Genomic DNA, 13,047 nt, shown 5'->3' with positions numbered 1-13,047 from the left:
GCGCTGGGGGAGGGCGGCGGCGAGGGGAGCGGACAGCGTGAAGCGCATCATCATTCCCGGGCGCAACTGCTGGACGGTGGAAGAGGCGAGCGACGGCGGCGTGCTGGTGGACGGGCGCGCCTACTACCGAGAGCTGTACCGGGCCGCGAAGAAGGCCCGTCGCTACATCGCGATGACGGGCTGGCAGTTCGACAGTGACGTGTCATTGCTTCGGGGCGAGGACCTGGAGGAAGCGCGGGGCGGCGAGGTGCGCCTGCTGCCCATGCTGGACGCGCTGTGCCGGGCCAACCCGGAGCTGCACGTCTACATCCTGGCGTGGGATTTCAGCCTGCTGCTCGCCATGGAGCGCGAGTGGATGCAGCACCTGTTGTTCAACTGGACGACGAACGAGCGCGTGCGCTTCCGCTTCGACGCTTCCAGTCCCTTGTACGGAGCCCATCACCAGAAGCTGGTCGTGGTGGACGGGGTGCAGGCCTTCACGGGCGGGATGGATGTCTGTGATTGCCGTTGGGATGACCGCGACCACCGGGTGGGTTCGGAGCTGCGGTGTGACAGCGGCAGGGACCCGCATGGGCCCTACCATGACGTGCAGTCGGTGCTCACCGGTCCGGTGGTGGAGCGCCTGACGGAGCTGTTCGAGGCGCGCTGGGCGCACTCGGGCGGAGGAGAGCTGCACCTGCCGCGCGTGGCGCGGGATGACGTGACGTTCTCGTCCAGCGTGCCGGCGCCACCCGGGCCGGTGGCCATCAGCCGCACCTTCGGAAAGACGCTCGTGCCACCGCAGGAGGCCGTGCAGGAGGTGCGCGCGCTGTTCCTGGATGCCATCGAGGCGGCCGACCGGTTCATCTACATCGAGAACCAATACTTTTCGTCGCGGGCCATCTTCCAGGCCCTGGTGAAGCGCTTCCGTGCGTCCGGACGTCCACCGATTCAGGTGGTGTTGGTGTTGCCCCGACAGCCGGAGGCCCTGCGCGAGCAGCTGGCCATGGGCGTGGCCCAGGTGCGGCTGTTGCGCACGCTGGAGCGGATGGCGCTGGAGACGGGACACACCTTCCGGGTGTACTGCTCGGCGGGGCGCAATCCGGAGACGGGCGCCGATGTCTTCACATACATCCACTCGAAGGTGATGGTGGTGGATGACCGCTTCCTCACGCTGGGCTCGGCGAACACCACCAATCGCAGCCTCGGGTTGGACTCGGAGCTGAACCTGAGCTGGGAGTCGGAAGAGGCGGGCGACGTCGTCGCTCGTGCCATCCGCCGCGTCCGCGTGTCGCTCCTGGCCGAGCACGCGGGGCTGTCGGGCGCGGAGGAGCTGATGCCACTGGCTCGCGCGGACCCGACGTGGGTGGAATGGCTGGACGCGGTGGCGAGCGCGGGCCTGCACCGGCTCCGCCCGCACCCCCTGGAGACGGTGTTCGACCAGAGCCCGCTGCTCAAGTCGCTGGAGCCGGAGGAGCTGGTCATCGACCCGGAGGACTCCGTGCTGGACGAGTCCCTCTTCGAGGCGCTGCGTGGCGCGGAGGACGGGCTGTTCGCCTCAGGCGTCCGGCTCTTGTCGCGCTGGCTGGTGGGCGCGGCGGAGGAGCGTCCCCACCGCGCGATTCTCCCCGCGGGCCCGGATGACGAGAGCGGCCGCTGCGGAGGCTGAGGCCGTCGGTGCGCGGGCCCGCTCGGGCAGCGGCGGAGCGTGACATGGGTGTCACCCCCGCGCGGCGGGTGTGCCGAGGCTCGGCAGTGTCACCCACACCGTGAGGGCTGGCTGCTTCGCTGGAGCACGGGGCCGGGTAGACTCAGGGGACGATGACTGGTGCCCCCCTTCTCGCTCTCTTCGCCCTCGTCTCCAACCAGAGCTCCACCATCTACGAGGAGGAGCCCGCGCCCTCCAGCCAGGACACGCCCGTGTCGGCGGCGCGCCTGGATGAGCCCGCGCCGCCCGGCAGTCGCGTGGGCGGCGAGGGCTTTGGCTTCAGCGGTCAGCTCGAGGCCGGTGGCCTGAGCCTTCCCTCCGGGACGCCGGACGGCGGACAGGACCTGTTCATCCGGGTGTACCCGTCGCTGGGGCTGACGAAGGGGGACTCCTTCGTGCTGCGACTGGGCGCGAACCTGCGGCTGCGCATGGTGGACGAGGAGCCGAAGCAGGCGGACGGCGACTACGGCGGGCGCCTGCGCCGCGAGGACTGGGACGAGCTGAGCGATATCGGCCAGGTGGTGCGCATGCTGCGCATCGGCCAGGAGGGACAGTCGCCGTTCTACCTGCGCGTGGAGCCCTTCGCCGACGAGTCGCTGGGCCGTGGATACCTGATGGGCCGCTACAGCAACGTGCTGTCGCCGGACTATCACCCCGCGGGTGGCTCGCTGACGATGTTGAAGGGGCCGGTGCGCGCGGAGATTCTGGCCAGCGACGTGCTGGGCGCGCGCATCTTCGCGGGCGAGGTGATGTTGGACCTGGGCCGCGCCGCCAGTGATGACGCGAACAAGTTCGACCGCTACCTGCTGCGCCTGTCCGCCGCGCACGACGCGGCGAAGGCGGGCGGCGAGACGCCGAACATGACGTTGGCCTCGGTGGGTGGTGACGTGGCGCTCTACAAGGGTGAGCGCCTGCGCGCGTGGGCGCTGCTCGCCGGTGGCGCGCGCTTCGCGGAGGCGCACTCGCCGGCCGTCGGTGGTCTGCTGGGCGTGGCGATGGAGGGGCAGATGGAGAGCGGCACGCAGCTGAGCTTCACGCTGCAGGGCCGCAAGCAGGGCGGGCGCTTCCGCTTCGGCATGTTCGGTCCGGACTACGAGCTGGGGCGTTTCTCCGGCACGGGCCTGACGGAGCAGCCCATCGCCGACGAGGAACTCCCCGACGGCTTCGCCGGCTACCTGGAGGCGTCCATCGCCAAGGGCAGCGCGGATACGACGCTGCTGTTGGGCAGCCTGGCCGCGCAGTACCACGGCTTCGGTCGCACGGACCTGGATGTGTCCGCGGGCTTCGAGCTGCCTGGAGGCCGCACCCGGGCCCTGGCGCGCGCGGTGCTGACGGCGCTGGGAGACAGGCCGCGCTACTCGCTGGGCGTGGAGGTCCGCCAGCGGTTGGTGAACCACCTGTATGCCTGGGGCTCCGGCGGCACGGTGCACTTCCCGCAGGCGGATGGGCAGCTGGTGCGCGGCGTGACGGCGGGCATGGGCGTGGGCGTGGACTTCCAGCGCTGAGCCTCAGGTGTCCCCGGGCTCCAAGGGCAGGGTGACGCGGAAGGTGGAGCCCTTGCCCACCTCTGTGTCCACCTCCAGGTGGCCGCCGTGGCGCTCGACGATGTCGCGGCAGATGTAGAGCCCCAGCCCCAGCCCGCCAAAGCCGGAGATGGGCGCGTTGCGCGCGCGGAAGAAGCGCTGGAAGAGGTGCTCGCGCTGGTCCTCGGGGATGCCGATGCCCGAGTCCTTCACCGCCATCCGGGCCTCGGCTCCGTCGCGCTCCAGCGTCAGCCGCACCACGCCCCCGCTGGGGCTGTACTTGAAGGCGTTCTCCAACAGATTGGTCAGCACCTGCGCGAGCCGTCCCCGGTCTCCCTCCACCACGAGCGGCTCCGGGGGCGCCTCGTACTCCAGCGTGTGCTGCGGGCCGAGCGGGCGGACCTCCGCGAGCACCTCGCTGGCGAGCGCCTGCAGCTCCACGGGCCCTCGGCGCAGCTCCAGCCTGCCGGCCTCGATGCGTGTGGCATCCAGCAGGTCGTGGATGAGCACGGACAGCCGCGTCACCTGGGCGAGCGCCTTGTCCACGTGGTGCGGCTTGGGGGCATGGCCGGCGGAGGCCTGCTGCTTCATCATCTGGAGGTGCAGCTTGAGCGGCGTCAGCGGCGTCTTCAGCTCGTGGGCGGCGATGGACAGGAAGTCGTCCCGGACGCTGATGGCCTCCTGTGCTTCCTTCAGCAGCCGCTCCCGCTCCTGCTGGGCGCGGTGCTCCGCCGTCACCTCCATGACGACGGCGCCCAGGCCGACGATGCCGCCGCTGGGCGTCCGCACCGGGTAGTAGCTGACGCGCCAGTGCCGCAGTTCGTGGGGAGTCGCGGGCACGTGGCCGGACATCTCCATGTCGCTCAGGGGGACGCCCGTCTCCATGACCTGGAGCATCAGCGGCGCGAAAGCGGGGGCCATGTTGGGGTTCATCTCCCACACCGTCCTGCCCAGCTCCTCGTTGCGCGTGCGCCCATGCAGTGACGCGAGCGCTTCGTTGATGCGCAGGTAGCGCAGCTCCCGGTTGATGAAGGCGAGCCCCACGGGCGCGTGGTTGAGGAACGTGTCGAGCAGCGCGAAGGACTCCTCGGCTTGCTCCCGGGCATTCTGCTCCGCGACGAGCAGCCGCTCCCGCTCGACCTTCGCGCGGCGCTCTTCCGTCACGTCCCGGTAGCTCCACACGCGGCCGATAATGGCGTCGCCCATCCGCTGCGGCAGGGACGTGCCCTCGAAGATGCGTCCGTCGCGCAGCTCGATGGGGTCCACGTTGATGGCGTCCGAGGGGAGGTACTGGTCCTGGATGCGCGAGACGAAGCGCGCCGGGTCCTTCGTCAACGGCGCCGCCGCCGCGAGCGCCCGCTGCGCGACGCGTGACTCCATCACCTCGTCGCTGAGGCCCCACATGAGTTGGAAGCGTTTGTTGTAGGCGATGATTCGTCGCTCCGCGTCCACCACGATGACGCCGTCCGCGATGGAGTCGAACGTCGCGCGCAGCACCGAGTGGGCGTGCTCCAGGCGTTCGCGGGACTGGCGCTGCTCGGTGACGTCCACCATCAGCCCGCGCAGCAGCATCTGCTGGCCATTTTCCGAGACGGCCGTGACGTGGGCGCGCATCCAGACGATGTGCCCGTCGGCGGCCAGCATGCGGTACTCGAACTCCTGGGGCCGCCCCTGTCTCCAGGCGGTCAGACAGGAGGACACGACTGCGGCCCAGTCATCCAGGTGGACATGTCGCGCCCAGAAATCCGGGTCGCGCATCCACGCCTCCGCGGGGATGGCCAGGAGCCGCTCGGCCTGTTTGCTGACGAAGGTGAAGCGAAACTCGGCATCGGCCTCCCAGACGATGCCGTCGATGCTGTCGATGAAGTCCTCGTAGCGCTTGCGGACGTGTGAGAGCTCCGCGGTCAGCGCGTCCCTCGCCACCTCTGGAGACTCCCGAGGCTGGAGTCGCGCGCAGGCTCCCAGCACCGAGCCGTTGTCCCCATGGACGGCCAGCACCAGGGCTCGCAGCCGCTGCCCTCGTCCGCTGCCTTCGCCCAGCCCCTGTCCACTCGACAGTGCCGACTCCACCGCGCGCGCGAGCCAGGGCAGCCGGGCGAGCACCTCCTCTGACCTCCGTCCCTCGACGTCGCCCTGCTCCCAGCCGGCCGCCAGGGCCAGCACTGTGTCCATCCAGACGATGCGTCCTTTCGCGTCCACGATGAGCGCGGCGTGGAGGCTTGTGCCCACCTGGAGGAGTCGCTCTGGCGCACGGGACGGACTCGCCGGAGCGGAGGCGTCCGGCCTTGCCTGCCCCTCCCGCATGTCGCCCTTCGACACTGGCGCCACCTCCGTGCGGCATGTCGCCCGCTCATTCCCAAACATGGGACTCATCCCAGTGGCGGGAAAGGGTCGCTTCTTCCCTTGGTACCCGCTTGACTACGGCTGTAGTCAAGCGTACTTCTCTTGTGACTACAGTTGTCGTCAGAGGACGGTCATGAAGAAGCCGGTGGGAGAGCAGGAGCTGTCGGTGCTGCGGTACGTGGCCGAGCACGGGCCCGCGACGGTGGGCGAGGTGGTGGAGCGCTTCGGTGAGCCGCAGGGGTTGGCGCGCTCCACCATCCTGACGGTGATGGAGCGGCTGCGGCTGAAGGGTTACCTCACGCGGCGCAAGGTGGAGGGCGTGTTCCAGTACGCCTCGCCGGTGCGGGAGGGGGAGCTGCTGCGGGACGTGGTGGGTGACTTCGTCCAGCGCACGCTGTCCGGCTCGCTGTCGCCGTTCGCCGCGTATCTCTCTGACGCGGATGACGTCTCCGACAAGGACCTCGCGCAGCTCCAGGATGTGGTGGCGCGGCTTCGCTCGAAGAAGCGGAAGGAATAGCTCCATGCGGACCGAATGGCTGATGGATGGGGCCACGTGGTTGGCGTCGTGGCCGGAAGGGTTGTGGCGAGCGTCGTGGCAGGGCGCGCTGTGTGCCGCGCTGGTGTGGGCGGTGACGCGACTGTGGACGCGGATGCCGGCCTCGCTGCGCGCGGGCATGTGGTGGTTGGTGGCGCTCAAGTTCGTGGTGTCGCTGGGTGGGCCGCGTCCGCTGGCGCTGCCGGTGTTGCCCGCGTCGCTCGCGTTCCTCTCCGGGCAGGCGGAGTCGTCGGAGTCCGATGGCGCGCCGCTCGTCGAGGGCGGAGCGGTGGGGGCGTCGCCCGTGTCACGAGGTTCGGAGGGATGGGCTCCGTCCATCGGCGCGGCGCACGGTCTGGTGGGCGAGCGTGACGCGCACGTGGGCAACCTCGGGATGGTGGGAGGCGCCGTCCACCTGGTGCCGGCGGGACAGAGCACGAAGGCGCCGGGGGCCGAGTCTCCGCGTCTCGCGGAAGGCGGGCAGGGCGCGAGGATGTCGGAGGCAGGATCTCCGAATCTCACGGAGGGCGGGCAGGTCGCGAGGATGCTCGGAGCCGAGTCTCCGCGTCTCGCGGAAGGCGGGCAGGGCGCGAGGAGGTCGGAGGCAGGAACTCCGAATCTCATGGAGGGCGGGCAGGTCTCGAAGGTGCTGGGGGCCGAGTCTCCGCGCCTGACGGAGGGCGGTCACGCCGCGAAGGTGCTGGGGGCCGAGTCTCCGCGTCTCACGGAGGGCGGGCAGGTCGTCGCGGGCGGACTGCTGAAGCCGTCGACGCCTGGGGCACGTGCCTCGGGAGCAGGCTGGAAGCAGTTCGTCGTGCTGGCGCTCCTGGCTGCGTGGGTGGTGGGCGTGCTGTGGCAGGTGCGAGCGCAGGTGCGGAGCTGGGCGTTGATGCGGCGGTTGCGCCGGAACGCCCGCCCCCTGGAGCACCCGGTATTGGAGTCCGAGGTCCTCGAGCTGTCCGAGAGCGCGGGACTGCGACGCGCTCCCAGGTTGCTCGTGTCGGACGAGGTGGCGAGCCCGCTGGCCACGGGGTTGTGGTCTCCGGTGGTGGTGCTGCCGACGAAGGCGGTGCGGCGGCTTCCGGTGGAAGGGCTGCGCATGGCGCTGGCACACGAGGTGGCGCACCTGAAGCGCGGTGACTTGTGGCTCGGCTGGGTGCCCGCGCTCGCGGAGGCGCTGCTCTTCTTTCATCCGCTCGCGCGTCGGGCGGCCCGTGAATACGCGCTGGCCCGTGAGGAGGCGTGTGACGCGGAAGCGCTGCGGCTCACAGGCGCGGAGCCCGCGGATTACGGCGAGCTGTTGCTCGCCTTCGGAGTCACCCGTCCTCATGGGACCGCCGCCGCGCTCGGTGCGTCCGCCCACGTTCACGCGTTGCACAGGAGGTTGAGCATGCTGGAGCACGTCGACATCGGTTCCTCCCGTTCCCGTCGTTGGTTGAAAGTGACGCTCTCCGCGCTGGGGCTCGTGGCCCTGATTCCCTTCCAGGTCGTCGCCCGACAGGAAGCGAAGTCGGTGGCGGAGACAGAGTCGAAGCAGGGGAGCGCGCCTCCCGCGCTGACGGCCGTGGCGGAGACGCGTCCCGGTGGGCCGACGTCGACCGACAGCGCCCAGCCAGCAGCGGTGCCTTCCAGGAAGCAGGGCACGGTGCGCACCGGGACGATGGCCGCGCCGACGCCGATCGCCGTTGCGAGTCCTGTTGCGCCGATAGCGGCGTCTCCGGTGGGGCCGCGCCCTGTCGCGCCGGTGGCGGTGGCATCTCCAGTGAGTCCGACCCTCGTCACTCCCGTGGGGGTGGCGTCTCCAGTGGGGCTGAGCCCCATCGCGCCGATGGCGGTGGCGTCTCCCTCCGGGCCGTCCCCTGTCGCGCCGAGGCCGATGCTGGCCCTTGCGGCGCCGCGCGCTGCCCCTCTGACGCCGCGTCTGGCGATGGCCGGTGTGCCCGCCGCCCCCGTGGCGCCTCCGACTCCGCCCTCGCCGCCTTCTCCTCCCGACTACGACGATGAGGACGACTCCAGCTACGTGCTGCTCTCCGGTGACAAGGCGACGATGCGCGGCAGCACGGTGGACCTGAAGCTCGCGAAGATGTTCAAGGACAAGAACGGCGGCGAGCTGCTCTACGTCCGCCGCAAGGGCGAGGCGTTCATCATCCGCGACACGGCCACCCTGGCGGCGATGAAGGCCGCGCTGGAGCCCATCCGGAAGTTCGGCCTGGTCCAAGGTGGAGTTGGTACGCGCATGGGCGCGCTGGGCGAGGAGCAGGGCAAGCTGGGAATGAAGCAGGGCGCGCTGGGAGTGCAGCAGGGACAGTTGGGCCTGCAGCACGCCGAACTGGCTCACAAGCGGGCGGGGCTGCATCTGCAATCCGCTCGTCTGGACTCGCTCTCCGAGGCCGAGCGCGAGCGTCGCGAGGCGGAGCTGGACAAGCAGGAGGCCGAACTCGACAAGGAGATCGACGCCCTCGACGCGAAGCAGGAGGAGTTGTCGAAGCAACAGGAGGAGCTGGGTCGCGAGCAGGAGAAGCTCGGCAAGCAACAGGAGGAGCTGGGCCGCGAGCAGGAGAAGCTCGCCAAGCAACATGAGAACCAGGTTCGCGACGCGGAAAAGAAGATCCAGTCCGTCATCGACGAGGCGCTGCGCAAGGGCCTGGGCAAGCCGTTGCCCACCTGATGACGGTCCGCGTGGGGACTTGTGACGCGCGGGCTGGCGCTCCTCTACCTTGAGGAGCCCGCCCGCTGCCGGAGGTCCCCATGAGCCTCGCCGCCACGCCCCGCAGTACTCCCACCGGTACGCTGGAGACCATCATCCAGCGGGTGAAGGCAGGCTCGCGAGCGTGGGTGAAGCTCGGGATTCCCGAACGCCTCTCGCTGCTGGAGGACCTCAGCCGTGGCTACATGGCCATCGCCGAGCCGAGCGTGCGCGCGGCGTGTGAGGCGAAGGGAATCGACCCGAACAGCCCCCTGGCTGGCGAGGAGTGGCTGGCCGGGCCCATGGTGGTGGTGCGCAATCTGCGCCTGCTGGCCGCCTCCCTACGAGACATCCAACGTCACGGTGTCCCGCGCATCCCGGCCTCTCGCCTGCGCACGCTGGAGGACGGAAGGCTCGCGGCGCGCATCTACCCGATGAACGCGCTCGAGGGGATGCTGCTGCCCCACGCCGAGGGGGAGGTCCACTTCCTCCCCGGCGTCACGGCGAGCAACCTCCGCGAGCACCAGGCTTCGTTCTACCGCAAGCCACACGACGGACGCCTGTGCGCGGTGCTCGGAGCGGGCAACGTCAACTCGATTCCGCCCGCCGACTGTCTCTACAAGCTCTTCGTCGAGGGCGCCGCGTGCGTCCTCAAGATGAACCCGGTGAACGCCTACCTGGGGCCCATGCTGGAGCAGGCCTTCGCCTCGCTGACGCGGCGGGATGTCTTCGCCGTGGTGTACGGCGGCGCGGAGGAGGGCGCGGTGCTGGTGGGGCACGCGGCGGTGGATGAAGTCCACATCACCGGCAGCGACAAGACGCATGACGCGCTGGTGTGGGGGCCGCCGGGTCCGGAGGCGGAGGCCCGTCGCGCGCGCAACGAGCCGTTGCTGCGCAAGCCCTTCACGAGCGAGCTGGGCAACATCTCGCCGGTGGTGGTGGTGCCGGGGCCGTACTCGGAAGGGGAGCTGCGCTTCCAGGCGGACAGCATCGCCGGCATGGTGGCCAACAACGCGTCCTTCAACTGCAACGCGGCGAAGCTGCTGGTGCAGCCCAAGGCCTGGAAGCCGCGCGAGCACGTGGTGGATGCGGTGGAGGCCAGCCTGGGCAAGGCCGCCGTGCGACGCGCTTACTACCCGGGCGCGGACCAGCGCTGGCGCCAGTTCACCGAGGGGCGTTCCCAACTGCGGCAGGTGGGCCACGCGGGTGTGGGCGAGCTGCCTTTCGCGTTGATTCCGGACGTGGACTCGCGGCAGGCCGAGGACCGCGTCTTCCGTCACGAGCCGTGGTGCACGGTGCTCTCGGAGACGGGTTTGCCCGGCGCGGATGACCCGGTGGCCTTCCTCGACAGCGCGGTGTCGTTCCTCAACGACAAGGTGTGGGGAACGCTGAACGCCACCCTCATCATCCACCCGCGCTCGCTGAAGGACCCGGCCGTGGCGGCCGCGCTGGAGAAGGCCATTCGCGAGCTGCGCTATGGCACGGTGGCGGTGAACACCTGGCCCGCGGCGGGTTATGCGCTCATCTCGCTGCCCTGGGGTGGGCATCCGTCCTCGACGCCCCAGGACATCCAGAGTGGCCAGGGCTGGGTTCACAACAGCCTCATGTTGGAGCAGGTGGAGAAGTCCGTCCTCCGCGCGCCGCTGACGAGCCTGCTCGCCCCGCCGTGGGTCCCTGGACACCGGAGCGTGCGTGACCTGGGGCGGAGGCTGGTCCAGTTCGAGCGGTCCCCGTCCTGGCTCAAGATGCCGGGCATCGCGGCGGCGGCGCTGCGTCGCTGAGTGTCGTGGAATCGCTCTGTGAGCGGAGGCTCGGGGGTGGCCCTTCCTCGGGCTGCCGGGGCTCGCCACCCCGTGATAAACCCGGGGCATGTCATCGACGCATGCTCGGGAAGGCGGACGGTTTCTCCAGGTGGGTCAGCCCCAGGACGCGGTGAAGAGCTTCCAGAAGGGGCTCGCCATCGACCCGAACGACGTGGACTGTCTGCTGGGACTCGTCCGGACGTACCTGAGCACGGGCGCGGCGGGCGACGCGGAGGCCGCGGCGTTGCGGCTCCTGAAGGCGAAGCCGGACCATGCGGAGGGGCAGGGGCACCTCGCCATGTTGAGGGCCCAGGCGGGCAACGCGGAGGCGCTGGAGGCCCTCAAGGTGCTGGCCGCGGCCCCCACGTCGGGCTACTTCGAGCGCTTCAACCTGGGCGGCCTGTTGCTGGACCGGGGCGACTTGAATGGCGCGCGGGCCGCGTATGAGTCCGCCCTCCAGGTGGCGCCCGACAGCGCGCACACGCATTTCGAGCTGGGGCGCATCCATCTGCAGCAGGGCACGCCGAGCGCGGCGGTGACGCACTTCCAGAAGGCGGCGGAGGGCGCGCCGCAGGAAGCGATGCCGCTGCTGATGTTGATGCGCGCGCATTCGGCACAGGGCGCGCTGGGGTTGGGCATCCAGGCGGGCACGCAGGCGTTGGACAAGGCGCAGGGAGGCCTGCGGCGCGCGGTGCTGGAGGACCTCTTCAAGCTGTACCTGTCAGGGGGCAGTCCCGAGGGCGCCAAGCGCACCGTGCTGGAGCTGCGCCAACTGGAGCCGACGCACATCAACTACGTGTACATGCACGGGCTGGCGGTGATGAGCGCGGGCAGCTTCGCGGAGGCGAAGGACCTCTTCGAGGAGGCGCTGCGGCTGGCGCCCAGGAGCTGGCAGACGTTGCAGGCGCTGGCGCAGATGCATGGCGCGTTGGGTGAGCGCGCGGAGTCGCGTCGGCGACTGGAGGAGGCGGTGGCGCTGGTGCCCACCGAGCTGGGGCCCGTCAATGACCTGGCGCTGCTCTTGATGCAGGACGACGAACACGCTCGCGCGAAGCCGCTCCTGGAGCGGGCACTGGCCGCGCATCCCGAGGATGCAACGACGCACCTCAACATGGCGGTGGCCACCTTCCTGACGGACCGCGCCGCGTGCATCCACCATGCGCAGCGTGCGCAGGCGCTGGGCGAAGGCGTCGTCCGGGAGCAGGCCGAGCGGTTGTTGAAGAAGCTGAACGAGGGCTGAGGGCCTCGCGCGGTGTTGTTGGGCACGGCACCGTGTGCCCAGCAAACCCTCGGGCCTCGTCGCATCGAAGGCGCGACGCCGGGGTGGAGACGCCCTGGCGCTTCGTGCGCTCCACCCTCGCGGGTGCTACCGGCCGAAGAGGCCCCAGCGCTTGGTGGGCGTCTTGCCGCCCTGCACGCGCGACAGCCGCTCTCCCAGGATGCGGCTCATCTCCAGCGCCACGCCCGGGTTGGCCATGACGACGCTGCGGAAGTCCTCGCGGCCCACCGCCGCCAGCTCGCAAGCCGTGGCTGTCACCGCCGTGGCCGTGCGCGGCTCTCCCGTCAGCAGGGCCAGCTCCCCGAAGAAGCCTCCTGGCTTCACCGTGGCCACGGCCTGTCCTCCCGTGTCCCTGAGCTGCACCTCGCCCGCGAGCACCACGTAGAAGCTCTCTCCCGCGTCGCCCTGTCGGAACAGCTCCGTGCCCGCCGGCCACTGGAGGTGCTCCGCGCCGCGCGCCACCGTCTCCAGTTCCTCCGGATTCAACGGCGCCAGGAAGTCCACCTTGCGCAGCGTCGCCGCCAGCGCCGCCGCGCCCGTCGTCCCCACTGGCTCCGCCGTGAGGAACGACACCGCCTCCGCGAGCTGCGCGCGTCGAGCCACGAGGATGATGGTGTGCCCCGCCTTCAGCACCGTGCTCCCATCCGGCAGCGCCGCGCGACCCTGCGGGTCCACCATGCCGATGAAGATGCACTCGCGCGGGAAGCCCTCCATGGCTCGCACCTGCGCCACCGTCTGTCCCGCCACGCGCGCGCGCAACGGCAGCGCCAGCTCGAACAGCACCGTGTCACCGTCGCCCAGCGGCAGCGAGCCCGCCACCTGCGGGAAGTCGATGGCCGTGGTCATCTTCGCCACCACCACCTCCGCCTCCGCCACCAGCTCCTTCACTCCCGCCAGCCGGTACGCCTCGCGATAGCTCGTGTCCAGCATGCGCACCATGATGCGCGCGGGAGACATGCTGCGCACCAGCATGGCGAACGCCAGGTTCTCCGAATCTCTCGCCAGCACCCCCGCCGCCACGTCCGCGGACGCCACTCCCGCCGCCTCAAGCACCTGCGGACTCGTCGCGTCCCCGCACACCGCCACCACGCCCACTTCCTCGAAGAGGCGCGTGCAGATGCTCGCGTCCCGCTCGATGACCGTCACGGTGTGCTGCTCGGCCACCAGCCGGGACGCCAGCACACTGCCCACC

The 13,047-nt window shown here is 70.3% G+C and carries 8 protein-coding genes; 6 read left to right on the top strand and 2 right to left on the bottom strand.

Features of this window, described 5'->3' with window-relative positions; translation table 11 throughout:
- Positions 1-37: 37 nt before the first annotated feature.
- Together HR086_RS37710 and HR086_RS37705 are read left to right on the top strand one after the other, a co-directional pair.
- Positions 38-1,648 (top strand): phospholipase D-like domain-containing protein, encoded by a 1,611-nt coding sequence (locus tag HR086_RS37710; protein WP_174468048.1) that lies wholly within the window; start codon positions 38-40, stop codon positions 1,646-1,648.
- 152 nt (positions 1,649-1,800) lie between these two features.
- A complete protein-coding gene (locus HR086_RS37705) occupies positions 1,801-3,192 on the top strand; it encodes a hypothetical protein (RefSeq protein ID WP_141648250.1) in 1,392 nt (463 codons plus the stop codon).
- A gap of 3 nt (positions 3,193-3,195) precedes the next feature.
- Here the strand turns inward: HR086_RS37705 and HR086_RS37700 are convergent, their stop codons facing one another.
- Positions 3,196-5,382 carry a PAS domain-containing protein gene (locus HR086_RS37700; protein WP_254626615.1) on the bottom strand — a complete coding sequence of 729 codons (2,187 nt, stop codon included), beginning with the start codon at positions 5,380-5,382 and terminating at the stop codon, positions 3,196-3,198.
- A gap of 304 nt (positions 5,383-5,686) precedes the next feature.
- Between HR086_RS37700 and HR086_RS37695 the strand changes: the two genes are divergently transcribed.
- The 4 genes from HR086_RS37695 (at position 5,687) to HR086_RS37675 (ending at position 11,816) form a co-directional block, all read left to right on the top strand.
- On the top strand, positions 5,687-6,070 hold the full coding sequence (locus HR086_RS37695) for a BlaI/MecI/CopY family transcriptional regulator (RefSeq protein WP_141648249.1): 384 nt from the start codon (positions 5,687-5,689) through the stop codon (positions 6,068-6,070).
- A gap of 4 nt (positions 6,071-6,074) precedes the next feature.
- A complete protein-coding gene (locus tag HR086_RS37685) occupies positions 6,075-8,756 on the top strand; it encodes a M56 family metallopeptidase (protein ID WP_254626613.1) in 2,682 nt (893 codons plus the stop codon).
- An 80-nt stretch (positions 8,757-8,836) separates the two neighbouring features.
- Positions 8,837-10,555 carry an aldehyde dehydrogenase gene (locus HR086_RS37680; RefSeq protein WP_174468047.1) on the top strand — a complete coding sequence of 573 codons (1,719 nt, stop codon included), beginning with the start codon at positions 8,837-8,839 and terminating at the stop codon, positions 10,553-10,555.
- Positions 10,556-10,643: 88 nt separating this feature from the next.
- Positions 10,644-11,816: a tetratricopeptide repeat protein gene (locus HR086_RS37675; RefSeq protein WP_174468046.1), complete on the top strand. Its 1,173-nt coding sequence runs from the start codon at positions 10,644-10,646 to the stop codon at positions 11,814-11,816.
- Positions 11,817-11,942: 126 nt separating this feature from the next.
- On the opposite strand, the gene HR086_RS49305 is transcribed toward HR086_RS37675, so the two are convergent.
- Positions 11,943-13,046 carry a cyclic nucleotide-binding domain-containing protein gene (locus tag HR086_RS49305; protein ID WP_174468045.1) on the bottom strand — a complete coding sequence of 368 codons (1,104 nt, stop codon included), beginning with the start codon at positions 13,044-13,046 and terminating at the stop codon, positions 11,943-11,945.
- Position 13,047 lies beyond the last annotated feature (1 nt).

The sequence above is a fragment of the Myxococcus sp. CA039A genome, from assembly GCF_013336645.1.
Taxonomy (GTDB): Bacteria; Myxococcota; Myxococcia; order Myxococcales; family Myxococcaceae; genus Myxococcus; species Myxococcus llanfairpwllgwyngyllgogerychwyrndrobwllllantysiliogogogochensis.
This window is presented reverse-complemented; position numbering and strand designations above follow the sequence as displayed.

Excerpts from the sequence above, each read along its gene's own strand:
- HR086_RS37705 (WP_141648250.1), top strand. The coding sequence starts at position 1,801 with ATGACTGGTGCCCCCCTTCTCGCTCTCTTCGCCCTCGTCTCCAACCAG.
- HR086_RS37700 (WP_254626615.1), bottom strand. The coding sequence starts at position 5,382 with ATGGACACAGTGCTGGCCCTGGCGGCCGGCTGGGAGCAGGGCGACGTC.
- HR086_RS37695 (WP_141648249.1), top strand. The coding sequence starts at position 5,687 with ATGAAGAAGCCGGTGGGAGAGCAGGAGCTGTCGGTGCTGCGGTACGTG.
- HR086_RS37685 (WP_254626613.1), top strand. The coding sequence starts at position 6,075 with ATGCGGACCGAATGGCTGATGGATGGGGCCACGTGGTTGGCGTCGTGG.
- HR086_RS37680 (WP_174468047.1), top strand. The coding sequence starts at position 8,837 with ATGAGCCTCGCCGCCACGCCCCGCAGTACTCCCACCGGTACGCTGGAG.
- HR086_RS37675 (WP_174468046.1), top strand. The coding sequence starts at position 10,644 with ATGTCATCGACGCATGCTCGGGAAGGCGGACGGTTTCTCCAGGTGGGT.